Annotated in this window: 19 protein-coding genes; 3 read left to right on the top strand and 16 right to left on the bottom strand. The window is 71.7% G+C overall.

The window, feature by feature from the left end:
* Positions 1-4: 4 nt before the first annotated feature.
* The 7 genes from NGB36_RS32170 to pyrG form a co-directional block, all read right to left on the bottom strand.
* Positions 5-1,078: a segregation and condensation protein A gene (locus NGB36_RS32170; RefSeq protein ID WP_255924159.1), complete on the bottom strand. Its 1,074-nt coding sequence runs from the start codon at positions 1,076-1,078 to the stop codon at positions 5-7.
* A gap of 173 nt (positions 1,079-1,251) precedes the next feature.
* A complete protein-coding gene (locus tag NGB36_RS32165) occupies positions 1,252-1,911 on the bottom strand; it encodes a hypothetical protein (RefSeq protein ID WP_255924176.1) in 660 nt (219 codons plus the stop codon).
* Positions 1,908-2,867 (bottom strand): ParA family protein, encoded by a 960-nt coding sequence (locus tag NGB36_RS32160; protein WP_372509585.1) that lies wholly within the window; start codon positions 2,865-2,867, stop codon positions 1,908-1,910. The genes NGB36_RS32165 and NGB36_RS32160 overlap by 4 nt, the downstream gene beginning before the upstream one ends.
* Positions 2,868-3,366: 499 nt before the next feature.
* Positions 3,367-4,482 carry an alanine dehydrogenase gene (gene ald / locus NGB36_RS32155; protein ID WP_255924175.1) on the bottom strand — a complete coding sequence of 372 codons (1,116 nt, stop codon included), beginning with the start codon at positions 4,480-4,482 and terminating at the stop codon, positions 3,367-3,369.
* A 209-nt stretch (positions 4,483-4,691) separates the two neighbouring features.
* Positions 4,692-6,773 carry a tetratricopeptide repeat protein gene (locus NGB36_RS32150; RefSeq protein ID WP_372509584.1) on the bottom strand — a complete coding sequence of 694 codons (2,082 nt, stop codon included), beginning with the start codon at positions 6,771-6,773 and terminating at the stop codon, positions 4,692-4,694.
* Between the two features lie 436 nt (positions 6,774-7,209).
* The gene (locus tag NGB36_RS32145; RefSeq protein WP_255924155.1) at positions 7,210-7,842 is read right to left on the bottom strand and encodes an NUDIX domain-containing protein; all 633 of its coding nucleotides are present in this window, start codon (positions 7,840-7,842) and stop codon (positions 7,210-7,212) included.
* Positions 7,839-9,560 carry a CTP synthase gene (gene pyrG, locus NGB36_RS32140; protein WP_372509583.1) on the bottom strand — a complete coding sequence of 574 codons (1,722 nt, stop codon included), beginning with the start codon at positions 9,558-9,560 and terminating at the stop codon, positions 7,839-7,841. The genes NGB36_RS32145 and pyrG overlap by 4 nt, the downstream gene beginning before the upstream one ends.
* A gap of 551 nt (positions 9,561-10,111) precedes the next feature.
* On the opposite strand from pyrG, the gene NGB36_RS32135 reads away from it, so the two are divergent.
* Positions 10,112-11,932: a glycoside hydrolase family 15 protein gene (locus NGB36_RS32135; protein ID WP_255924153.1), complete on the top strand. Its 1,821-nt coding sequence runs from the start codon at positions 10,112-10,114 to the stop codon at positions 11,930-11,932.
* Positions 11,933-11,955: 23 nt separating this feature from the next.
* Here the strand turns inward: NGB36_RS32135 and NGB36_RS32130 are convergent, their stop codons facing one another.
* The 6 genes from NGB36_RS32130 to NGB36_RS32105 form a co-directional block, all read right to left on the bottom strand.
* A complete protein-coding gene (locus tag NGB36_RS32130) occupies positions 11,956-13,095 on the bottom strand; it encodes a glycosyltransferase family 4 protein (protein ID WP_255924152.1) in 1,140 nt (379 codons plus the stop codon).
* A gap of 194 nt (positions 13,096-13,289) precedes the next feature.
* Complete coding sequence (recN, locus tag NGB36_RS32125) at positions 13,290-15,008, bottom strand: DNA repair protein RecN (RefSeq protein WP_255924172.1); 1,719 nt, start codon at positions 15,006-15,008, stop codon at positions 13,290-13,292.
* 163 nt (positions 15,009-15,171) lie between these two features.
* The gene (locus NGB36_RS32120) at positions 15,172-16,107 is read right to left on the bottom strand and encodes an NAD kinase (protein ID WP_255924150.1); all 936 of its coding nucleotides are present in this window, start codon (positions 16,105-16,107) and stop codon (positions 15,172-15,174) included.
* A complete protein-coding gene (locus NGB36_RS32115) occupies positions 16,104-16,910 on the bottom strand; it encodes a TlyA family RNA methyltransferase (protein WP_255924149.1) in 807 nt (268 codons plus the stop codon). The genes NGB36_RS32120 and NGB36_RS32115 overlap by 4 nt, the downstream gene beginning before the upstream one ends.
* A gap of 7 nt (positions 16,911-16,917) precedes the next feature.
* Positions 16,918-17,223 (bottom strand): hypothetical protein, encoded by a 306-nt coding sequence (locus NGB36_RS32110; protein ID WP_255924148.1) that lies wholly within the window; start codon positions 17,221-17,223, stop codon positions 16,918-16,920.
* Positions 17,216-17,881 (bottom strand): histone, encoded by a 666-nt coding sequence (locus NGB36_RS32105; protein ID WP_255924147.1) that lies wholly within the window; start codon positions 17,879-17,881, stop codon positions 17,216-17,218. The genes NGB36_RS32110 and NGB36_RS32105 overlap by 8 nt, the downstream gene beginning before the upstream one ends.
* A gap of 179 nt (positions 17,882-18,060) precedes the next feature.
* Here NGB36_RS32105 and NGB36_RS32100 point away from each other — a divergent pair, with 179 nt between their 5' ends.
* Complete coding sequence (locus NGB36_RS32100) at positions 18,061-18,408, top strand: sterol-binding protein (RefSeq protein ID WP_255924146.1); 348 nt, start codon at positions 18,061-18,063, stop codon at positions 18,406-18,408.
* 13 nt (positions 18,409-18,421) lie between these two features.
* On the opposite strand, the gene NGB36_RS32095 is transcribed toward NGB36_RS32100, so the two are convergent.
* Positions 18,422-19,456: an HAD-IIA family hydrolase gene (locus tag NGB36_RS32095; protein ID WP_255924145.1), complete on the bottom strand. Its 1,035-nt coding sequence runs from the start codon at positions 19,454-19,456 to the stop codon at positions 18,422-18,424.
* Positions 19,457-19,546: 90 nt separating this feature from the next.
* Between NGB36_RS32095 and NGB36_RS32090 the strand changes: the two genes are divergently transcribed.
* Positions 19,547-20,869: a DUF1015 family protein gene (locus NGB36_RS32090; protein WP_255924144.1), complete on the top strand. Its 1,323-nt coding sequence runs from the start codon at positions 19,547-19,549 to the stop codon at positions 20,867-20,869.
* A gap of 81 nt (positions 20,870-20,950) precedes the next feature.
* Here the strand turns inward: NGB36_RS32090 and NGB36_RS32085 are convergent, their stop codons facing one another.
* Both NGB36_RS32085 and NGB36_RS32080 read right to left on the bottom strand, forming a co-directional pair.
* A complete protein-coding gene (locus tag NGB36_RS32085; RefSeq protein WP_255924143.1) occupies positions 20,951-21,832 on the bottom strand; it encodes a tetratricopeptide repeat protein in 882 nt (293 codons plus the stop codon).
* On the bottom strand, positions 21,829-22,788 hold the full coding sequence (locus NGB36_RS32080; protein ID WP_255924142.1) for a hypothetical protein: 960 nt from the start codon (positions 22,786-22,788) through the stop codon (positions 21,829-21,831). The genes NGB36_RS32085 and NGB36_RS32080 overlap by 4 nt, the downstream gene beginning before the upstream one ends.
* Positions 22,789-23,109: the final 321 nt, after the last annotated feature.

Here is a 23,109-nt window from a genome sequence, read left to right as displayed (position 1 = left end):
TCGCTCATTCCTCCTCGGCCTTTGTCGGGGCCGTCTCCTGGTCGAACTCGTCGGTGACCAGCGGCTGTCCGCTCTCGGCAGCACCGCCGGTCCAGCGGACCAGCAGCGCACCGAGCGCCTCGGTCTGGTCGAGCGCGACCGCCTTCTCCCGGTACAGCTCCAGCAGCGCGAGGAAGCGGGCGACGACGGTGAGGGTGTCGGGGGCGTCCTCGATGAGCTCGCGGAAGGAGGCCTCGCCGCGCTCGCGCAGCCTGGCGACGACGAGTTCCGCCTGCTCGCGCACGCTCACCAGGGGTGCATGGATGTGCTCGATGTACACCTGCGGCTTGGGCTTGGGCTGCATCGCCTTGACCGCCAGCTTGGCGAAGCCCTCGGCGCCGATGCTGATGACGACCTCGGGCAGCAGCTCGGCGTGGTGCGGCTCGAGTCCGACGGTACGAGGGTGGTGCAGCGCCTCGGCGTCGAGCCGTTCGGCGAAGAGCGCCGCGATCTGTTTGTACGCACGGTATTGCAGCAGCCGGGCGAAGAGCAGGTCGCGCGCTTCGAGCAGGGCGAGGTCCTCCTCGTCCTCGACCTCGGCGGCTGGCAGCAGCCGGGCGGCCTTGAGGTCGAGCAGGGTGGCCGCGACGACGAGGAACTCGGTGGTCTGGTCCAGGTCCCAGTCGGGGCCCATGGCGTGGAGGTACGTCATGAACTCGTCGGTGACCTTGGAGAGGGCGACCTCGGTGACGTCGAGCTTGTGCTTCGAGATCAGCTGCAAGAGCAGGTCGAAGGGGCCCTCGAAGTTCTTCAGCCGGACGGTGAACCGGCCGTCGTCGACGGCCGGTTCACCGTCCGGCAGCTCGTCCTGCGTCGCGGGCTGCGTCTCGGGCTGCGTCTCGTCCTGCGTCGCTGACGGTGGCTCCGCCGGGGCGGCAGGGGCCGGGATGACGGCGGCCGGGGCCTCGGGTGTGGGCTGCGCCCCGCCGTCCTCGTCATGGGCTTCGTCGTGGCCCTCGTCACCCTCCGGCGGCGTCGCGGCCGGGCCGCGGCCCAGTGGTCGGCGGCGGTTGCGGGCGAGATTCTCGGTCGTCGGCATCGTGGTCCAGGGTGCGGGGTCAGGGCCTGTTGCAAAGGTCGCGCCGGATCAGCCCGCGTACCGGGTCGTACTTGGGCGAGCCCGACAACGCAGCGAGCGTCCGTGCCGGGCGTCGCGGGCCCGGCGCGACCTTCGCAACAGGCCCTAGGTGCGACACCGTACCGGTGATCCGCTCAGCGTCCTCGCAGGCGCCGGACGAGGATGCTCGCGTCGCCGCGCGATTCGAGGTCGGCGAGGACCACCGCGACTGCCTCGCGCACGATGCGTCCGCGGTCGACCGCGAGGCCGTGCTCGCCCCGGAGCACGAGCCTGGCGTGTTCGAGATCCATCAACTCCTCGGCCGAGACATACACGGTGATCTTCTCGTCGTGGCGTTCCCGGCCGCTGGGACGGCGGTTGGCGGCGCTACGGCGCCGCCGCTGTGTGGCGGGGGCCGGGGCGTGCTCCTGCGGCGGCTGCCTGCGCTGCGCAGGGGTCACGGGCGAGGGCTGCGTCCCGTCGGCTGTGGGGCGGGTGTGTTCCGCGGTGGTCGCGGATCCCGGGGCGGGCGTGCCGCCGGCCGCCGCCGACGGCTCCTGCGCCGCGTTCTCGCGCTGCGCGGGGGTGCCGGGAGTGCCGTTGACGGTGGAGACCGTGCCCGGTTCGTCGTCGCCCGCGCGCTCGCGCGCCGCCTGCTCCTGCCCGTCCTCGTCGGCGGGCACGGGGACCGGACGCAGCCGCTCACCGGCCTGCGGCCCCGCCGTCTCGCCGTTGCTGTGCTGGCGGGACGACGTGGACTGCAGCGCCATCCCCCCTGTCGTACGGAACAGTTCGTCGGCCCCGGGCAGACTCACTCGGCGTGGCACCGGGCGAGCACCTCCCTGGCGAGCTGTCGGTACGCGGCCGCGCCAACGGAGTTGGAGGCGTAGGTGGTGATGGGCTCGCCGGCCACGGTGGTCTCGGGGAAGCGGACGGTGCGGCCGATGACGGTGTGGAAGACGTGATCGTCGAAGGCCTCGACGACGCGAGCGAGGACCTCGCGGCTGTGCACCGTGCGCGAGTCGTACATCGTGGCGAGGATGCCGTCGAGTTCGAGGTCGGGGTTGAGCCGCTCGCGGACCTTCTCGATGGTCTCGGTGAGCAGCGCGACGCCGCGCAGCGCGAAGAACTCGCACTCCAGCGGGACGATCACCCGGTGGGCGGCGGTCAGTGCGTTGACGGTCAGCAGGCCGAGCGAGGGCTGGCAGTCGATGATGATGTAGTCGTAGTCCCCCATCAGCGGCTTGAGAGCGCGCTGCAGGGTGGACTCGCGGGCGACCTCGCTCACCAGCTGCACTTCGGCAGCTGACAAATCGATATTGCTCGGGAGCAGGTCCATACCGGGGACGGCGGTCTTGAGGAGCACGTCGTCGGCTGCAAGGCCGCGTTCCATCAGCAGGTTGTAGACGGTGAGATCGAGCTCCATGGGGTTGACGCCCAGGCCCACCGACAGCGCGCCCTGCGGGTCGAAGTCGACGAGCAGGACCCTGCGTCCGTACTCGGCGAGCGCCGCGCCCAGGTTGATGGTCGAGGTGGTCTTGCCGACGCCGCCCTTCTGGTTGCACATCGCGATGATCTGCGCGGGACCGTGTTCGGCGATCGGTCCCGGGATGGGGAAGTACGGCAGTGGGCGGCCCGTCGGCCCGACGCGCTCACGGCGCTGGCGCGCCGCGTCGGGGGCGAGGGTCGCCGCGTACTCGGGGTCCGGCTCGTACTCCGCATCCGGGTCGTAGAACTGGCCGTCCTGCAGGTCTTCCTCGTATGGCGCCATGGCGTGCGTGTGCGGAGTCTCCGTATGGGTGGCGGTCCTGCGGGCCTCGAACGTGTGGACCGCGACGGAACCGACGGCCTCGAGCCCGGAAGGGCCGGGACCATGAACGGTCATTCCTGGTTGACCACCCCCGGGAGCAAATGTCGACTCATTCACAAGTCGTCTTACCTCCTTGGTGACCAGGAAACATCTAGATAGGTCAGCGTGACACCATGCCGACGGTTGGCGACTCTATGGCGTGTCGGCGCATCTCAGCAACACAATCCACCGGAGACGGCACGATGTGTCGGCAACCGAACACCCCTCTGTCAAGGGTGTAACGGCGGGTACCGCGATGTTTCACGAGTGCGCAAACCGGTGAAACAGTTATCTTCTGGGCCAGTTGGGCCGCGGCGGGACAGCCCGTAGCACATACACCGGCCGGGCCTTGACGGACAAGGCCCGGCCGGTGGGACGGCTTTGAGCTGTGGTGATGTCGACTGACGCGGGTTGACTCCCGTCAGCCGATCAGGGTGCTGAGGTCGACCGGTTCCAGACCGTGTGCTTCCGCGACCGGACCGTAAACGACCTGGCCCTCATGGGTGTTGAGACCCTTGGCCAAAGCTGCGTCACGCCGCAGCGCCTCGCGCCAGCCACGGTTGGCCAGCTCCACGATGTAGGGGAGCGTGGCGTTGGTGAGCGCGTAGGTGGAGGTGTTCGGCACCGCGCCCGGCATGTTGGCGACGCAGTAGAACACCGAGTCGTGCACCTGGAAGGTCGGCTCGGCGTGGGTGGTGGGACGGGAGTCCTCGAAGCAGCCGCCCTGGTCGATCGCGATGTCGACGAGCACGGAACCCGGCTTCATGCGCGACACCAGCTCGTTGGTGACCAGCTTGGGGGCCTTGGCGCCCGGGATGAGCACCGCGCCGATGACGAGGTCGGCGTCGAGGACGGCCTTCTCCAGCTCCAGCGCGTTGGAGGCGATGGTCTGCACCTTGGTGCCGAACACCTTGTCGGCCTCGCGCAGCTTGTTGACGTCCTTGTCGAGCAGCGTGACGTGGAAGCCGAGGCCCACGGCGATCTGGGTGGCGTTCCAGCCGGAGACACCGGCGCCGATCACCACGGCCTTGGCGGGCGCAACACCCGGGACGCCGCCCGGGAGCACACCGCGGCCGCCGGCCGAGCGCATCAGGTGGTACGCGCCGACCTGCGGCGCCAGCCGGCCCGCGACCTCGGACATCGGGGCGAGCAGCGGCAGCGCGCGGTTGGCCAGCTCGACCGTCTCGTACGCGATGGCGGTGGTACCCGACTCCAGCAGCGCGTCGGTGCACTCGCGCGAGGCCGCGAGGTGGAGGTAGGTGAAGAGGGTCTGGTCCTTGCGGAGCCGGTGGTACTCCTCCGCGATCGGCTCCTTGACCTTCAGCAGGAGGTCGGCGATGCCCCAGACCTCGTCGGCGGTGCCGAGGATCGTCGCGCCGGCCGCCACGTACTCGTCGTCCGTGATGGAGGAGCCGTTCCCGGCTCCCTGCTCCACGAAGACCTGGTGCCCGTTGCGCACGAGCTCGTGCACACCGGCCGGGGTGATGGCGACCCGGAACTCGTTGTTCTTGACCTCGCGGGGGATACCGACCTTCACGTCGATCACGGTCCTTGAATGAGAGAGGTGCAGATGCTCCGTCCGGACATCGCGGCAGATAACAGCACACGCCGGAACTGACCGCATTGACTGCGGTGCCGCCAAGTCTAATGAAGGAAGACTCCGTGTCCAGCCTTACAAAGTGAATAATTTTTCTGAACGCATTGGCAGATTCGTAGGCTGGCCGCCGGAAGCCCCTCGGGAGTAGCTCATGCCGTGCACGGTTGAGCAGGGCGCGAGGGACCCTCCAGCAGGCGTTGGGCGGCCGAACGCTGCAGCCCCGCGCCCGCCGGATCGCCGAGCCGTTCGAGGACCTCCGCCATGCGCAGCAGCGCCGCACCCTCCACCTCCGCATCACCGGCCTGCCGCGCCCAGTGCAGCGCATCCCGGCCGGTGCGCAGAGCGTCCTCCGGATGCCCCGCGTACTCCTGGACCCGGGAGAGCTCGGTGAGCGCCCGTCCGTGACCGGCGTGGTCGCGCAGCCGGCGGTGGATGGCGACCGCGGCCCGCCACTCGCGCAGCGCCGCGTCGTACTGCTGCCCGACGGTGTGCAGCGTGCCCAGCCTGCCGTGCAGGCGGGCCTGGTCCGGCAGGTCGCCCCGGGTCTGCCGCAGGGCGAGCGCCCTGCGGTACCAGTCCGCGGCCCGCAGGCCGTCGCCGAGCACCAGATACACCTCGCCCAGCGCTTCGAGCGCGCGGCCGGCCGCGAAGCCGTCCTCCGCGTCGCGGGCCGCGTCGAGCGCTGCCCGGTAACGCCGGATCGCCTCCTTCGTACGGCCCGCGGCGGCATCGAGGTCGGCGAGATTGATCAGCGCCGCGGCCTTGTCACGCGGCAGCGCGCGCCGCTCGGCGAGGCCGAGGACGAGACCGTGCAACTCGTACAGCTCCGCCTCGTCGCAGGCTGCGTCGGTGTCGGGCCGGTGCGCCTCCAGCGCCCGGACCAGCGCGGCGATCAGCCGCCGCGCGAGCGTGTCGAGCTCGCCGTCGGCCACGGCGGCGCGCGCGGCGGAGAGCAGGACGGGCAGCCGTCGGCGCAGCCAGCCCGCCGCGATACCGGCGGACGGAAAACGCAGCGCCCGGGGCAGCTCCTGCAGGAGCGCATTCGACGACGAACCGGGCGGTTCCGCGGCGCCACGGCAGGACTGCAGCAGCCGCACCGTGCGCTCCAGCATCCTGGCGCGGGCCAGGCACAGCTCGGCGGGGCGCTCACGCGCCTCGACCAGCTGGTTCAGCAGGGGGCGCAGCCACCGGGGTAGGCGGTACTGAGGGGTCTGCGGGCCGACCTCGCCGTCCGGGTGCAGCAGCCCGTACCGTACGAAATCGTCCAGCGCAGTCCTGGCCTCGTCCAGTGAGCACCCGGCGAGTGCGGAGGCGATGTGCGCGTCGACGATCCCTTCGGGCGCGCAGACCAGCATCCGCAGCACCCGGGCGGTGAGCGGGCCCATGGTGTCGTACACCAGCCGGAAGGCGCGAGCCAGGGGCGGGGATGTCGCGGCGGCGGCCGCGAGGTCGTCCGGTACCTCGCTCAGGCTGAGCACGGCGTCGGTGACGGACATTCCAGGCCGTGCAGCGAGCCACCCTCCGACGAGCCGCAGCGCGGTGGGGTTGCCCGCGCAGGCTTCGGCGAGCGCCTCGACAGCGGTCGGATCGCAGGTGACGCGGGTCGAGCCGACGATGTGGGCGAGCAGCTCGGCGCAGGCCACGGCGTCGAGCCCGCCGAGCGTGCACGGCCGGATGTCGGGGACGCCGGGCAGCGGGCCTTCCGCGGTGGCGACGACCAGGCAGCCCGGTTCGTCCGGCATCAGCGGCAGAAGCTGGTTGGCGTGCGTCACATCGTCGAGGACAAGCACGATGCGGCGGTTCTCCACGGCCGTGCGCAGAGCGACGGCGGGATCGCCGGGCGCCGCGCCGAACAGTTCGCCGACGACGCGTTCCACGGGCACGGGCTCCCCGTCGTCGTAGGTGAGCCGCGCGAAGAGCTGACCGTCCGGGTAGCGGTCGGCGAGGCGCTGCGCGAGCCGCACGGCGAGGGATGTACGCCCCGAACCCGGACGCCCGGCGACAAGGAGCACCCGGCAGCTGCCGGGCAGCTTGCCCCGGAGCACGTCGAGCCCCGGACGGTCGATGTCGCCCCGCAACTGCCGCAGCTCACGCCGCCGCCCCACGAAGTACGGTGCCCCTTCGGGCAACGTACCGCTGCGGGGTGGGGACGGTTCGCCGGCGTCGGCCGCGGCTTCGGGCTGCGGCGCGGCGGGCGAAGCAGCCGGCTCCTCCTCCGCGGGTGTCTCCACGACCGGGGGCGGCTCCTCCGCCTCGGCGTGATCCACATCTTCCGCCGCCGACGCATCCGCCGGCGCATCCGCCTCGGCTTCCGGGGCGTCCGGGGCCGCCTCGGCCTCCGCCGGTGCGTCCTCCGCATCCGGTTCGGGCGCCGCTGCCGCCTCCGGTGGAGGTGCCGGCGCCGGCACCTCCACCGGCGCGTCGGCGCCGCCGCCGGGCGCCGTCCCGCAATCGGATTCCCGCTCCGCGAGGGGTTCCGCACCGACAGGTGCGTGCCGCACGTGATCCGCCACCGGCCAACTCCCGTCTGCCTGCGCACAAATGCCCGTCACCGCTGCGTACGGGGAGAGCAAGAGACTAGTTGACGGGGGACGGGCCCGACCGGCGTCGACGCGACGAATCGCGTGGATAATCACCCCACCGGATCAGCCGTTCATCACACCATGCTCAGGCTTCGTACGGCCGCGCGGGCCACGGCGCGTCCGCCGGGCGGAGCGCCTCGACGCCGTCGCCGCCCAGCACCGCGCGCAGCGCGAGCACGCCTACTGCGAGGCACGAATTGTGGAGTTCACCGGCGAGAACCCCGCGCACCAGCTCGTCCAGCGGGACGCGGGCGTACTCGAACTCGGCCTCCTCCTCCGCGGCCGCGAACCGTTCGCCCTCCGCCGCGGCCAGGTCGCGTGCGAGGAAGATCCGGATCGCCTCGTCGGAGCCACCGGGCGTGCTGTAGATGTCCACGAGCACGCGCCAGTCGGCGGCCTTGACGTGGGCCTCCTCGTACAGCTCGCGCTGGGCGGCCTGCAGTGGGTGCTCGCCCGGGACGTCGAGCAGTCCGGCCGGGATCTCCCAGAGCTTCTGCCGTACCGGGTGCCGGTACTGCCTGAGGACGAGCACGCACCCCCGCTCGTCGAGGGCGACGACGGCGACGGACCCGGGGTGGGTCTGGTAGTCGCGCCGTACCCGGCTGCCGTCGGGCATGGTCACCACATCGGTGCGCACGCCGGTCACCCTGCCCTGGAACGGCCTCTCGGTCCCGGTGACCGGCCATTCCTCCGGGGTGTCATGGAGCCTGTCGCTCACTCGCTCACCGCCTGGGCGGGCACCGCGGTCTCCTCCGGCGCGGCCGACGGCTCCGCCGTCACGCCCTGCTGGCGGGCCACCGCGGCCTTGATCAGCCCGGCGAAGAGCGGGTGCGGGCGGGTCGGGCGGGACTTCAGCTCCGGGTGCGCCTGAGTGGCGACGAGGTACGGGTGCACCTCGCGCGGGTACTCGACGTACTCGACGAGCTTGTTGTCGGGCGAGGTGCCGCTGAAGACGATCCCCGCGTTCTTCTCCAGCTCGGCCCGGTAGGAGTTGTTCACCTCGTAGCGGTGGCGGTGCCGCTCCTCGACGTACGGCTCGCCGCCGTACACCTCACGGACGATAGAACCCTCGGCGAGCTTCGCCGGGTACAGGCCGAGCCGCATGGTGCCGCCCATGTCGCCCTTGCCGTCCACGATGTCGAGCTGCTCGGCCATGGTGGAGATCACCGGGTGGGCCGTCGCCGAGTCGAACTCGGTGGAATTGGCATCGGTGATCCCGGCGAGGTTGCGGGCCGCCTCGATCACCACGCACTGCAGGCCGAGGCACAGGCCGAGCAGCGGGATGCGGTTCTCACGGGCGTACGTGATGGCCGAGACCTTGCCCTCCACCCCACGGTCGCCGAAGCCACCGGGCACGCAGACCGCGTCCACGTCCGCCAGCTGCCGCTCGGCACCGGCAGGCGTCCTGCAGTCATCGGAGGTGACCCACTTGATCTTCACTCGTGCGTTGTTGGCGAAACCGCCCGCGCGCAGCGCCTCGGTCACCGACAGATAGGCGTCGGGCAGGTCGATGTACTTGCCCACCAGCGCGACGGTCACCTCGTGCGCGGGGTTGTGGACGCGCTCCAGGAGGTTGTCCCACTGCGTCCAGTCGACGTCGCGGAACGGCAGGTCGAGGCGGCGTACCACGTAGGCGTCCAGGCCCTCGGCGTGCAGCACCTTGGGGATGTCGTAGATCGACTTGGCGTCGATCGCGGCGACCACCGCGTCCTCGTCCACGTCGCACATGAGCGAGATCTTGCGCTTGATCGCCGTGGGCACCTCGCGGTCCGCGCGCAGCACGATCGCGTCCGGCTGGATACCGATGTTCCGCAGCGCCGCGACCGAGTGCTGGGTGGGCTTCGTCTTCAGCTCGCCGGACGGGCCGATGTACGGCAGCAGCGAGACGTGGACGAAGAAGACGTTGTCGCGGCCGACCTCATGGCGTACCTGGCGCACCGACTCCAGGAACGGCAGCGACTCGATGTCGCCGACGGTGCCGCCGACCTCCGTGATCACGACGTCGACGTCCTCGGTGGCCATCCGCCGGATGCGCGACTTGATCTCATTGGTGATGTGGGGAATCACCTGGACCGTGTCGCCCAGGTACTCGCCGCGGCGCTCCTTGGCGATCACGGAGGAGTAGACCTGCCCGGTGGTCACATTCGCTGAGCCGTCGAGGTCGACGTCGAGGAAACGCTCGTAGTGGCCGACGTCAAGATCGGTTTCGGCCCCGTCGTTGGTGACGAACACCTCGCCGTGCTGGAACGGGTTCATGGTGCCCGGGTCGACGTTGAGGTACGGGTCGAGCTTCTGCATCGTGACCCGCAGGCCACGTGCCTTGAGCAGCGCGCCGAGGCTCGAGGCGGTGAGGCCCTTGCCGAGTGAGGAGGCCACGCCCCCGGTGACGAAGAGGTGCTTGGTCGTCTGGTTCTTGCCAGGGTGAGGCAGTGCCAACAGGGGGCTCCCGTGGTCGCGAGGTGGAGTCGGACGGCCCTGGTGCGGGCGAGCCGTCGTGGCGGTTCAGTGGTTCAGCCCACCGGCCCACGGGCTACCAGGGTATCAGTGGCACGTCCTTCTCGCGGGCTGACGCCCGAGCGAGGAACGAGCGAGCAGGAGGACCGCGCGACGGGCACAGCGGGCTGACGCCCGAGCGAGGAACGAGCGAGCAGCAGTGACATCAGCCGACTCCGTCGGCGGGCCGCGCGACGGGGACAGAGGGCGCTACGCTCACCCGACCGGCGCACCATGCGACCTTCGTCACTCGCGCACCCCCCGCCCCGACGTCGTATTCTGCTCGGACACTCCCAAGCGAGCCGACCGGCACGGCACCATCCACCGCCCGCTCCATCACAGCTGCGTCCCCCTTTTTCACCAAGCACTAGTACTACTGGTAGTGGTGGAGGGACGCGACTCCTCGGGGCACCGGAGCAAGGTTCGTGGAATTTCGCCACACCTGGAAATCGAACGACTCTCGGGGTTGTTCAGCTGTTCGACTGGAGATGTACGTGGCCGGGCGCATCGAGGACTATGCACTCATCGGCGATATGCAGACCGCCGCCCTCGTATGCAGGGACGGCACCGCCGATTGGCTGTGCCTGCCCCGATTCGACTCCCCTGCCGTCTTCGCGGGCCTGTTGGGTACCGACGAGCACGGTTACTGGCGGCTGGGGCCGTCGTACGCGCCCGAGGACGGGCCGCCCGCGGCGACGCGGCGCCGCTACCGCGGCGACTCGCTGATCCTGGAGTCGGAGTGGGACACCCCGCGGGGCACGGTCCGGATCACCGACTTCATGCCGCCCCGCGACGGTGCCCCGCAGCTGATCCGGATCGTCGAGGGCGTCAGCGGCCGGGTACCGATGCGCTCGGCGCTGCGGATGCGCTTTTCCTACGGCTGGGTGGTGCCGTGGGTGCACAAGGTCACCGATCCGCAGGCGCCGGAGGGACGGGTCGTCGCCGTCGCAGGACCGGATTCGGTGTGGCTGGACACAGAGGTCCCGACCTACGGGCAGGACCTGACCACCTACGCCGATTTCACCGTCTCGCCCGGTGAACGCGTCGCCTTCACCATCAGCTGGCAGGCCTCGCACCACCACGCGCCCGCGATGCCCGAGCCGGAGGCCGCGCTGGAGGCGACCGAGCAGTTCTGGCAGGACTGGGTCGGCCAGTGCACATACCACGGGCCGTACCGCGATGCGGTCGTCCGCTCGCTGATCACGCTCAAGGCGCTCACCTACGGCCCGACCGGCGGTATCGTCGCCGCCCCCACCACCTCGCTGCCCGAGGAGATCGGCGGGGTCCGCAACTGGGACTACCGCTTCACCTGGCTGCGGGACGCCGCGATCACCCTGTCGTCGCTGCTGCGCACCGGCTACCGCGAGGAGGCGCGGGCGTGGCGCGAGTGGCTGCTGCGCGCGGTCGCCGGCGACCCGGAGAACCTGCAGATCATGTACGGAATCGCGGGCGAGCGCGAGCTGGGCGAGACGGACCTGACCTGGCTGCCCGGATACGAGGGGTCGACTCCGGTGCGGGTCGGCAACGGCGCCGCGCACCAGATGCAGCTCGACGTCTACGGCGAGGTCAGCGAGGCGCTGCACCTGGCGCACATGACGGGCCTGTCGCGCAACGACTACGCGAGCCTGCTGCAGCTGAAGCTGATCCAGTACCTCGAGGACCACTGGCACGAACCGGACGAGGGCATCTGGGAGGTGCGCGGTCCGCGTCGGCACTTCGTCCACTCGAAGGTGATGGCGTGGGTGGCGGTGGACCGCACCGTCAAGCTCATCGAGTCCGGCGAGGTCGACGGGCCGCTGGAGCGCTGGCGCGACCTGCGCGAGGACATCCACCGCGATGTGTGCGACAAGGGATACGACAAGGAGCGCAACACCTTCACGCAGTCGTACGGCTCCAAGGAGCTGGACGCCAGCCTGCTGATGATCCCGCAGGTGGGCTTCCTGCCGCCGGACGACAAGCGGGTGATCGGCACCATCGAGGCGATCCAGCGGGAGCTGACGGTCGACGGCGGCTTCGTGCTGCGGTACCCGACGCAGGGCGCGGAGGAGGGCGTCGACGGGCTGCCCGGTGACGAGGGTGCGTTCCTGGCCTGCTCGTTCTGGCTCGCGGACGATCTGGCGATGATCGGGCGGGTGGACGAGGCAAGGGTGCTCTTCGAGAAACTGCTGTCGCTGCGCAACGATCTCGGGCTGCTCGCCGAGGAGTGGGACCCGCGGCTGCAGCGCCAGGTCGGCAACTTCCCGCAGGCGTTCAGCCACGTGCCGATGATCGACACGGCGCTGCGGCTGACGGCGTGCGGCGCATACGGCGGCTAGTGTGCCCCCGGCCTTGAGGGGCGCTACGGCCTGCGGCTGGCCAACTCGTCGTAGACGCTGAGGACCTGGGCCACCATGTCGTCCTCCGTGGGCCAGCTCGCGGCCTGGACGCGGCCGGCGGCCGAGAGCCGCTCACGGCGGCCGGGGTCGGCGATGAGCGAGGCCACTGCGCCGGCGAGCGCGTCCGCGTCCTTGTCCGGGACCAGGACGGCGGCCTCGCCGACGAGCTCGGGGAGGCCGCCTGAGGCGGTGGCGACGAGCGGTGCACCGGCGTAGAGGGCCTCCTGGGCGATGAGCGGGTGGGCGCCTCCGCGCCCGGCGAGCACAACCAGGTCGGCTGCGGTGAGGAGGTCGGCGAGGTCGTCGCGGCGCCCGAGCAGCCGCACCGGCAGCTCCTCGGCGTCGATCCGCCGCTGCAGGGCCTGGCGCCGCCTGCCCTCACCGGCGACGGCGACGAGCGGCTGCGGGTCGAGGGCACGCCAGCGCAGTGCGGCGTCGAGCAGCAGCCCGTGGCCCTGGTCCGGTTCGAGGCGCCCGACCGCGACGATCAACGGCCGGTCGGCCGCGCCGAGTTCCTCGCGGATCTTCCTGTGCATCCGTTCGGTGTCCTCGGCTGGGCGGTCGGCTTCGGTGCGCGGCGCGGGGAAGGAGAGGGGCGCGAGCCGCACGTCCCGCGCTCCCAGGGCGCGCACCCGGTCGACGAGATCGGACGACGCCCCGAGCACGACCGTGGCGGTCCTCGCCACCCGCCGCTCCAGCAGCCTGGTCATGGCCGACCGCGCACCGCCGGACTGCTTGCCGCCATGCCAGGTCACGACGAGCGCCGGGCGACGCATACGGGGCAGCGCGAGCGAGGTGAGCAACCCGGCGCGCAGCCCGTGCGCATGCACCACGTCTGCGCCGGCGCAGGCGCTGCGGAGCGCGGCGACGGCCATCGCATCGGTGCGGGGGCCGGGCGGTGCCGCCGTCTCGACAGGCGCGAACCGCGCGCCCGTTCCGCACATGCCGTAGGCGTCCATCACCTCGGCAGGACCGCACACCGTCACCTCGACCCCGCGCGCGGCGAGGCCGCCGGCCAGCGAACACACATGCGCCGCCGCTGTCGCGCCCAGTACCTGGACGGCGCGCAACGGCCCCGGCACCGGGGTCTGGATGCTGCTCACGCGGGGTGCGGCTCCTGAAGGGATTCGTGGCGGGGGTGGCGAGGAACGGCCGACGCGGCGGGCGGGTGTCCGCCGCGGAATCCCAGAATGCCAGTCGGGTACGACACTTGGCAGTCGCCGCGGCATGGCCGGCTGGTGCGCCGTTGCGCGCCGTCACCCGTACGAGTGGGCGCCAACGCCCTCCACGCCGCCGTTCACCGCGCGGTACGTGCGGCCGCGAGGAGCTCCTCCGCATGCGCCCGCGCCGTCTCCGAATCCTCCAAGCCGGCAAGCATGCGGGAGAGTTCGCGCACCCGCTCCTCCCCCTCCAGCACCCGCACGCCACTGCGGGTCACCGCGCCGTCGTTGGTCTTCTCGACCAGCAGCTGCCGGTCGGCGAACGCCGCGACTTGTGGCAGATGCGTGACGACCACCACCTGGGCGGACTGTGCCAGCCGTGCGAGCCGCCTGCCGACCTCCACCGCCGCCTTGCCGCCGACGCCCGCGTCCACCTCGTCGAACAGGTAGGTGGGCACGGGGTCGGAGCCCGCGAAGACCACCTCGACGGCGAGCATCACCCGAGACAGCTCACCCCCGGAGGCGCCCTTGGCGATGGGGCGCGCCGGTGCCCCAGGATGCGGGGCGAGCAGCAATTCGACCTCGTCGGCACCATGGGCGCCGAAGGCGACGGTGCGTCCGTCCACCTCGATGCCGTCCGGGTCGTCGCTTTGGCGGAGCTCCACCGTGACGCGGGCGTGCGGCATGGCCAGCTCGGCGAGTTCCGTGGTCACCGCCTTGGCGAATCGCTCCGCCGCCTCGCTGCGCGCATCGGTCAGGGCCTGTGCGAGCTGTCCGAGTTCGGCGCGCAGCGCATCCCGCTCCCGGCCGAGTTCGCCGATCCGGTCGTCGTCGCCGTCCAACTCGGCCAGCCGCACCGCACCTTGCTCCGCCCAGGCCAGCACCTCACTGATGTCCCCGCCGTACTTGCGCGTCAGCTGGGCGAGCACCGCCCGCCTCTCCTCGACCGCGGCGAGGCGCAGCGGGTCGGCGTCCAGATTGTCAGCATATCCGGCGAGTTCTCCCGCAATGTCCGCGACGAGGATGCCGATCTCGGTGAGCCGGTCGCCGAGCGCGGCGAGCGCCGGGTCGTGGGAGCGTACGGCCTCCAGCGCACGGCTCGCCCCGGCGACGAGTGCGGTGGCGTCCACGCCCTCCGGCTCCTCGGGGTTGCCGGCCAGCGCGCCGTGCGCAGCGGACGCGGCGGATGCCAGCGCCTCGGCGTGCCCCAACCGCTCGGCCTCCGCGGCGAGTTCGGTGTCCTCACCCGCCCGCGGTTCGGCCGCGGCGATCTCGTCGAGTCCGAACCGCAGCAGGTCCGCCTCCTGGGCACGTTCGCGGGCGCGCGTCGTCAGCTCGTCCAGCTCCGCCGACACCTCGCGCAGCCGGCGGTATGCCGTCGCGTACTCGGCGAGCGGTCCCGCGACGGCGTCGCCCGCGTAGCGGTCCAGCGCCTGCCGCTGCCGGGCGGGGCGCAACAGCCCCTGCTGGTCGGTCTGTCCGTGCACTGCCACGAGGTCCTCGGCGAGCTCGCCGAGGAGTGACGCGGGCACGGAACGTCCGCCGACGTGTGCTCGCGAGCGGCCCTCCGCCGAGATGGTCCTGCTGATCAGCAGTGCGCCGTCGTCGAGTTCCGCACCCGCCTCCTCGGCACGGACCGCGGCGGGAGAGTGCGGCCCGACGGCGATACGCCCCTCGACGACCGCGGCTTTCTCCCCGACCCGTACGAGTGCGGCGTCCGCGCGTCCCCCGAGCAGCAGGCCGAGACTGGTGACGACCATCGTCTTGCCCGCGCCCGTCTCACCGGTCACCGCGGTGAACCCCGGCGACAACTCGACCACGGCGTCGTCGATGACGCCGAGCGAACGTATCCGCATCTCCTCCAGATGCGGCCTTTCCACCGCGCTGAGCTGCACGTTTTCCTCTCGGCGAGTGCTGGACCCCTCTGGGGAGATTCTGGGCATGAAGCGAGCGTAATGGTCCACCGTGATCGTCTGCGAGGGCTCGCTGCGCTCCGGGAGCCCGGGTACCGTCCGGGAACTACCGCGGTGCGCCGCGCCACCCCGCGACCGGCAGCGCGAACTTGGCCACGAGCCGGTCGGTGAACGACGCGTGGTGCAGGCGAGCCAGGCGCACCGGGACCGCACCGCGCCGCACCTCCACACGGGCGCCGGCGGGCAGCTCGACCGTACGACGGCCGTCGCACCACAGCACGCCGTGCGGCGTCTTCGGCTGCACCTCGACCGCGAGCACCGAGTGCGGTGAGGTGACCAACGGCTTGGCGAACAGTGCGTGCGCGCTGATAGGAACCATCAACAGCGCCTCGACCTCGGGCCACACCACCGGCCCACCGGCGGAGAAGGCGTACGCCGTCGAACCCGTCGGCGTCGCGCACACGACTCCGTCGCACCCGAACCCCGACACGGGCCGGCCGTCCACCTCGGTGACGACCTCGATCATCCGCTCCCGCGCCCGCTTCTCGACCGACGCCTCGTTCATCGCCCAGTCGCTGTGCACGACGCGGCCGTCCTCGCGGACGAGCACATCGAGCGTCATCCGCTCCTCGACCTCGTACGCCTTGGTGACCACCCGGTCCACGACCTTGTCGAGGTCGTCGCGCTCCGCCTCGGCGAGAAAGCCGACGCGGCCGAGGTTGACACCGAGCATCGGCACGCCGGAACGCCGGGCGAACTCCGCGCCGCGCAGCAGCGTTCCGTCACCGCCGAGCACCACGAGCAGCTCGCAGCCGTCGACGGCATCGGGTTCGTGCGGCACCACGTCGACCGACGGCGGCAACGGCAGGTCTCCCGCCTCCTCCTGCAGGATCCGGACCCCTATCCCGCAGCGGAGCAGCCCCTGCACGACGCGCGAGGCGCTGCGCACGGCGGCAGGCCTGCCGGTGTGCGCCAGCAGGAAGACGGTGCGGCGGTTCGGCGACGCCGATGCTCTGGGTGTCGATGCACTCGATTCGGTCAACGGGGCCCCTCCGCTACGGCACGATCCACATCCGCCGGGTCGAGGTCGGGCGCCCCGGCGCGCAGCCAAAGAAAGTACTCGACATTGCCGGACGGCCCCGGCAGCGGGCTCGCCGTCACCCCGAGCACGCCGAGCCCGAGGCCGCCGGCCTGCGCCGCGACCCCCCGCACCGCTTCGGCGCGCAGCTGAGGACTGCGGACGACGCCGCCGCTGCCGAGACGTTCCTTGCCCACCTCGAACTGCGGCTTGACCATCAGCACCAGATCGGCGTCGGGTGCGGCGCAGCCCACGAGCGCGGGCAGCACCAGGCCGAGCGGGATGAACGACAGATCGCCGACCACCACGTCCACCGGCTCGCCGCCGATCTGGTCGAGCGTCAACTCGCGTACGTTGGTACGGTCCTTGACGGTGACACGGTCGTCGCTCTGCAGCGACCACGCCAGCTGTCCGTAGCCGACGTCGACCGCGACGACGTGCGCGGCCCCGGCCCGCAGTAGCACATCGGTGAACCCGCCCGTGGACGCCCCGGCATCGAGGCAGCGGCGTCCCTCGACGCGCAGTCCCAGCGGGGTGAACGCGGAGAGGGCGCCGGCGAGCTTGTGGCCGCCGCGCGAGACGTACTGGGGGTCGTTGTCGTCCTTGGCGACGACGACGGCGGCGCTCGTTTCCACCTGGGTCGCGGACTTGGTCGCGGCGCCGCCGCCCACGGTCACCCGCCCGGCGGCGATCAGCTGGGCGGCGTGCTCGCGCGAACGGGCGAGCCCGCGGCGCACCAGCTCCGCGTCGAGTCGGCGTCGTGCCACGTCGGGTTCAGCTCCTGTCGTCGTGCGGGTGGTGCGGTTGGTGCGGGCTGTGTGCCGGGGCCAGGGGTCCGGGCCTGGCGTCAAGCGCCGTGAGCGTGTCGCGCAGGCCCCGGTGCACATCCTCGTACACCTCGATGTGGCTCTCGGTAGGGAGGGCGTCGGCATCACCCAGCCTCTCGATCAGCGCGTCGACCTCGGCGTTCCCCGTCACCTCCACCTCGACCCCGAGCGGCACGGGGCCGGAGGCCGCGGCAGCCGCCTCCTCCGACGCGACGACATGCTGCGGGGCCGCCCCGGCGAGAGCATCACTCATCGCCCGCCTCCCCCTGCGCGGCCGGCGCAGTCTTCTTGGCCGCCGCCTTCTTCGCAGCTGCCTTCTTCGCAGGCGCACTCTTCTTGGCGGTGGCGGTCTTCTTCGCCGTGGTCTTCTTCGCCGTGGTCTTCTTGGCAGGGGCCTTCTTCGCAGGGGCCTTCTTCGCGGCCGTCTTCTTCACCGGCGCAGCCTTCTTCACCGGCGCAGCCTCCGCGGGCGCAGCCTCCGCGGCTGCCGCGGCCTCCGCCCGCACGGGCGGTTCCTCCTCTTCCGCGAACGGGACCCGCTCACGTGCCGGGGCCGGTTCAGCGGGCTTGCCCGTGTCCTCCAGGCTGCGCACCCGGCGCTCCAGCGCCTCCAGGATCACCCCGACCTTGGTCACGTCGTCGGCGAGGCGGCCCACCCTCGCCATCGTCCTGTCGACCTCTTCCCTGATCAGCCCGGCCAGCAAGTCGCGGTTGGCGCGGCCCGTGGCGATCAGCTCGTCGGCGAGCGTCTGCACCTCCGGCGGGATACGGGCGCCGACCTTCCGCTGCAGCTCGGCGACGTCCACCCCCGCCTGGTCAAGCAGTTGCCGGGCGGCCTCGGAGGCCCGCCGCCGGGTCGCCTCGGTCAGCCCGCCCGCGATCTGCAGACACGTGCGCAGCGCATCACGCAATGCCCTCACTCCTCGCCTCGCCATTGCCCCTGACGGTGATGATGGTGGTGATGGTCATGACGCTACCGCGTGCAAGGCCCGCCACGTCGTACGGAGCCCGGCGTAGCGGGCTTCGGCTGCGGTGTACCGTCAACCGGTACGCACCGCATGATCGTGACGGAACGGGAGCAGCTCCACCCATGGCGACCATCGAGGAATGCCGGACCGCACTCGACCGGTTGTCGGACAACCTCGCCCAGGCCGAGGGCGACGTACGTCGCGCCGCCGCCCTGGACCGCTCGCTGAGCTGCCGGATAACCGACCTCGACATCACCTTCACCGGACGGCTCAGGGGCGGCCGCATCCGGGAGGTTGTCACCGTCCCCGGCCCGCCGCCCGAGCGCGCCCAGATCCGGCTGACCATGGCCGGCGACGACCTGGTCGCGCTCGTCGACGGGCGGCTCAACTTCGCCAAGGCCTGGGCGAGCGGACAGGTCCGCCTCGAGGCCGGCCTCCTCGACCTGCTGCGACTGCGCACCCTGCTCTAGCGTTGCTCTAGATCTAGAGCCCGAGCTGCCCCAGCGCCTTGTCTGCGTCAAGTCCGCAGGAGCCGTCCCGCGCCGCCGTCCACGCCACCGCGCACAGCGCGCGCAGCCCGTCGTACGGGTCGCCCGCGCCTTCCACGACCAGGGATGCGCCGTCCTCCGACGCCGTCCAGCCGCCGCAGCGGAAGCCGTCACCCGCAGCCTGCGCCGTCTCCTCGACGCGCGGCTGGGGGACGAGCAACCCGCGCAGATCGGGAGCGACATAGGTCGGCCGGTGACGCGGCTCGGCTGCGAGCAGCCGGGCGGGCGTGGTGACGCCCGTCAGGACGAGCAGCGAGTCGACGCCGCCCGCGTGCGCGCCCTCGATATCGGTGTCCAGCCGGTCCCCGACCACCAGGGGCCGCCGGGCCCCCGTTCGCAGAATCGTTTCGCGGTGCATCGGCGGCTGCGGCTTCCCCGCCACCTGCGGCTCGGCACCCGTGGTCAGCCGCACCACCTCGACCGCTGCCCCGTTGCCCGGGGCGATCCCGCGAGAGCTGGGAATGGTCAGATCGGTGTTGGAGGCGAACCAGGGCACGCCGCGCGCCACCGCGTACGACGCCTCGGCCAGCCGGTCCCACGTCAGCGACGGCCCACCGTACCCCTGCGCGACCGCCGCCGGATCGTCATCCGCGGAGTCCACCGGTTCCAGGCCTCGCTCGCGCAGCGCCAAGCGCAGCCCTTCGCCTCCGATCGCCAGCACCCGTGCGCGCGGTGGCACTTGGTCGGCGATCAGCCGGGCCACCGCCTGAGCCGAGGTGATCACGTCGCTCGCCTCGGCGGGCACCCCCAGCTCGGTCAGATGCTCGGCGACCGCCTGCGGGGTACGCAATGCGTTGTTGGTCACATACGCCAGGTGCATCCCGCCGTCGCGGACGTCCCCCAGCGACGCGACGGCATGGGCAATCGCATGCCCGCCCGCATAGACGACCCCGTCCAGATCCAGCAAGGCGGTGTCGTAGGCCTTGTACAACGGCCGCTCACTGGCCTCCGGCCGGGTCCGGTAGCTCATCGCCTACTCGCTCCTTCACATCGCCTGCGCGCCTCATGCGCCGCCTGTCCCAATGATCGCAGCGCACCGCGGGCCGCATAGCATGCACTGATGAGCACTCCTGGACCGGCCGGGCCGTCCCCCGGCCTGCGGCTCGCGCCGTTCCGCGGGCTGCGTTACGTCCCCGAGCGAGTCGGGAGCCTCTCCGCAGTCACCTCGCCACCGTACGACGTCGTCGTCCGGCCGGACGAGGTGCGTGCGCTGCAGAGCGCGGACCCGCACAACATCGTCCGGCTGATCCTCCCGCAGGACGGCGACCCGGCCGCCAGCCACGCGCAGGCCGCCAGAGCCCTGCGCCGCTGGCGCGACGAGGGAGTGCTGGTCCCGGACCCGGTGCCGTCGCTGTACGTGTACGAGCAGACGGGCGCGCAAGGTGACGTGCAGCGCGGCCTCATCGGCGCCCTGCGCCTGACCACGGTGGAGGAAAAGGTCGTCCTCCCCCACGAGAATGTGATGCCCGCGCCCGTGGCCGACCGTGCCGGGCTGATGCGGGCCACGGCGGCCAATCTCGAGCCGTTGCTGCTCGCCTACCGCGGCAACGAGGACGGGCAGGACGACGACACAGCGGCGAACGCCGTGCACCGCGCGGCACAGCAGACTCCGTTGCTCTGCACCACCACGGAGGACGGCGTCAGACACCGGCTGTGGGCGATCACCGATCCCTCCGAGATCGCGGCGATCGACGCTTCCCTCGCTCCGCGCCAGGCGCTCATCGCGGACGGCCATCATCGCTGGGCGACATATCTGCGGCTGCGCGACGAGCAGCGCGGGCCCGGACCGTGGGACTACGGCCTGGTGCTGCTTGTCGACACGACGCGCTTCCCCTTGCGGGTACGGGCGATCCACCGCGTGCTGCAGCACCTGCCGGTGGCCGGGGCACTGTCCGCCGTGCGCGACGTCTTCGACGTGGAGAGCGTCGAGGGCCCGCTGCCGGCAGCGCTGGAGGCTCTCGACGCGGCGGTGACGGGCGACGGCGGCCACGCGGGCCACGGCGGCCGGAACGCGTATCTGATCGCCGGCGACGGCCGCTTTCACCTCATCACCCGTCCCGACGAGCGCCGCGTCGACGAAGCGGTACCGAGTGACCGCCCGGAGGAGTGGCGGCGGCTCGACGCGACCGTGCTGCACAGCCTGCTCATCGACCGGCTGTGGCAGGTCCCCGACACCCCGGAGCACATCGGCTACGTGCACGACTCACTCGCCGCCGTACGCCAGGCGGAACGCCTCGGGGGCACGGCCGTACTGATGCATCCGGTGCCGGAGGCCACCGTGCTCCGACTGGCGCGGCAGGGCGTGATGATGCCCCACAAGTCGACGTCCTTCGGGCCGAAACCGGCCTCCGGACTGGTGCTGCGCGGCCTCGATCTGGGCTGAGGGGGGCGGGGACGGGCGGATACGGCAGGAGGGGCATCCGCGCATCGCGGATGCCCCTCATCCCTCATCGGGCGGGTGCCATCAGCCCTTTGTCGGGCCGACGGCGCCGTCGGACTCCGCCTCGGTTTCCGTCGCCGGCTCCGTCGCCGTCTCCGTCTCCGGCTCCGGCTCCTTGAACGGGTCGTCGAGGAAAGCCGACGGGTCCGTCTCGGGCTCACCCTCGGGTGCGGACTCAGCCTCGGGTGCGGACTCAGCCTCGGGTGCGGCCGCGACCACCTCGTCCTCAGCCACTTCCTCCGCCTCGTCCTCAGCCTCCGAGTCCGCTTGGGGATCGAGAGCGTCGACGAACTCCACACCGTCCAGCTCGGCCAACCTGTCGGAGGCGTCGGTGCTCCCGCTCTGGTCCGCCTCCAGCGCCTTGGCGAACCACTCGCGGGCCTCCTTCTCCCGTCCGACGGCAAGCAGGGCATCCGCGTACGCGTAGCGCAGCCGCGCCGTCCACGGGTGCACGGCGTTCGACGCCAACTCGGGGCTCTGCAGCGTCACCACGGCAGCGTCCGCCTGCCCCATGTCCTTGCGTGCGCCGGCGACGACGAGCCGCATCTCCACCTGCCCGGCCTTGTCGAGCTTCTGCACCTCGGGCTCGCCAGCCATGGCCAGCGCACGCTCGGGGCGGCCGAGCCCCCGCTCGCAGTCCGCCATGACCGGCCACAGCTCCACGGAGCCGGTCATGCGGCGCGCGGCACGGAATTCAGCGAGCGCTTCGGCGTACCGCTCGGTCCCGTAGGCAGCGAAGCCCAGGGCCTCCCGGACCGCGGGCACACGGGAAGCGAGGCGGAACGCGACCTTCGCATAGGCGTAGGCCTGCTCCGGCTCGGAGTCGAGGAGACGGGCCACCATGACCAGGTTGCACGCGACGTCCTCCGCGAGCGTCTTGGGCAGGCTCTTCAGCTCCTGCTTCACGGCCTTGTCGAGCTCGTCGCCGCTGACGTCCTCCGGAATCGGCAGCCGCTTGACGGGCTCGCGCTCCTCTCGGGACTCGTCGTGACGCCGTCCTCCCTCGAAACGGCTCCGTCCGCCACCGGCCTGCCCGTACGGCCGCCGCTCACGGCCACGTCCGTCATCGCGGCGTCCGTCGTACCCGCCGCCGCGCCCGCCGCGCCCGTCGCGCCCGCCGCGCTCGTCGTCGCGGCGCGGGCCACGGGGACGATCGTCCCGCCGACCGTAGCCGCGGTCGTCGGCCCGGGGGCGGTCGTAGCGAGGCCTGTCACGGTCGTACCGCGGACGGTCCTCACGCCGATCGTCACGGCGATCGTCCCTACGATCATCACGGGGACGGTCGGACCCATAGCGCGGCCGATCCCGGTCATACCGCGGACGGTCGGATCCGTAACGGGGACGCTCTTCGCGACGCCGGTCGTCCCGCCTCTCGTCGCGCCGGAATCCACCGCGGTCGTCACGGCCGCGGTCGTCGGCCCGGGGGCGGTCGTAGCGAGGCCTGTCACGGTCGTACCGCGGACGGTCCTCACGCCGATCGTCACGCCGGTCGTCCCTACGATCATCACGGGGACGGTCGGACCCATAGCGCGGCCGATCCCGGTCATACCGCGGACGGTCGTCGCGTCGATCGTCCCGGCGGCCGTCACGCCGGAACCCCCCGCGGTCATCACGGCCACGGTCGGACCCGTAGCGCGGACGGTCATCGCGTCGGAACCCGCCACGGTCGTCGTCACGTCGCGGTCCGCGGTCACGGTCGTCGTCACGTCGCGGTCCGCGGTCACGGTCGTCGCGCCGGCCGTAGCCGCGATCGTCGCGTCGGTCGTCACGCCTGTCATCGCGCCTGTCATCGCGCCTGTCATCGCGACGGAAGCCACCACGATCGTCCCGCCCGCGCGAGCGGTCGTCACGACGGTAGCCACCACCGCGCTCGTCGCTGCGACGCGGCCCTCCACTGCGGAAGTCGCGCCGGTTTCCGGCACCCGCACTCCGCTCCCCGCGCGCGGGCCGCTCAGGCCTCTGGGAGCGATCTTCGGACGAGTTGGACATCGGCGTGACTCCTAGCTTCGTGCTGCTGTAGTGCCAGTCTCTCGTACCCGACGGGCGACTGTGCACTTGAGAAAAACAAAAGACCCTCGGTCCCAGCGCTTAGGCCAGGACCGAGGGTCCGTAAGAATTGTTCGGCGGTGTCCTACTCTCCCACAGGGTCCCCCCTGCAGTACCATCGGCGCTGAAAGGCTTAG

The organism is Streptomyces humicola, from assembly GCF_024436035.1.
In the GTDB taxonomy this organism is placed as follows: domain Bacteria; phylum Actinomycetota; class Actinomycetes; order Streptomycetales; family Streptomycetaceae; genus Streptantibioticus_B; species Streptantibioticus_B humicola.
Note: the sequence above shows the minus strand (reverse complement) of the source record. Positions and strands in the feature narration are given on the sequence as shown.

What these genes read in the sequence shown, in the direction of transcription:
- NGB36_RS32095 (WP_255924145.1), bottom strand. Translation starts at nt 19,456, where the DNA reads ATGAGCTACCGGACCCGGCCGGAGGCCAGTGAGCGGCCGTTGTACAAG.
- NGB36_RS32110 (WP_255924148.1), bottom strand. Translation starts at nt 17,223, where the DNA reads ATGAGTGATGCTCTCGCCGGGGCGGCCCCGCAGCATGTCGTCGCGTCG.
- NGB36_RS32160 (WP_372509585.1), bottom strand. Translation starts at nt 2,867, where the DNA reads ATGGCGCCATACGAGGAAGACCTGCAGGACGGCCAGTTCTACGACCCG.
- recN (WP_255924172.1), bottom strand. Translation starts at nt 15,008, where the DNA reads ATGCGGATACGTTCGCTCGGCGTCATCGACGACGCCGTGGTCGAGTTG.
- NGB36_RS32170 (WP_255924159.1), bottom strand. Translation starts at nt 1,078, where the DNA reads ATGCCGACGACCGAGAATCTCGCCCGCAACCGCCGCCGACCACTGGGC.
- NGB36_RS32090 (WP_255924144.1), top strand. Translation starts at nt 19,547, where the DNA reads ATGAGCACTCCTGGACCGGCCGGGCCGTCCCCCGGCCTGCGGCTCGCG.
- NGB36_RS32100 (WP_255924146.1), top strand. Translation starts at nt 18,061, where the DNA reads ATGGCGACCATCGAGGAATGCCGGACCGCACTCGACCGGTTGTCGGAC.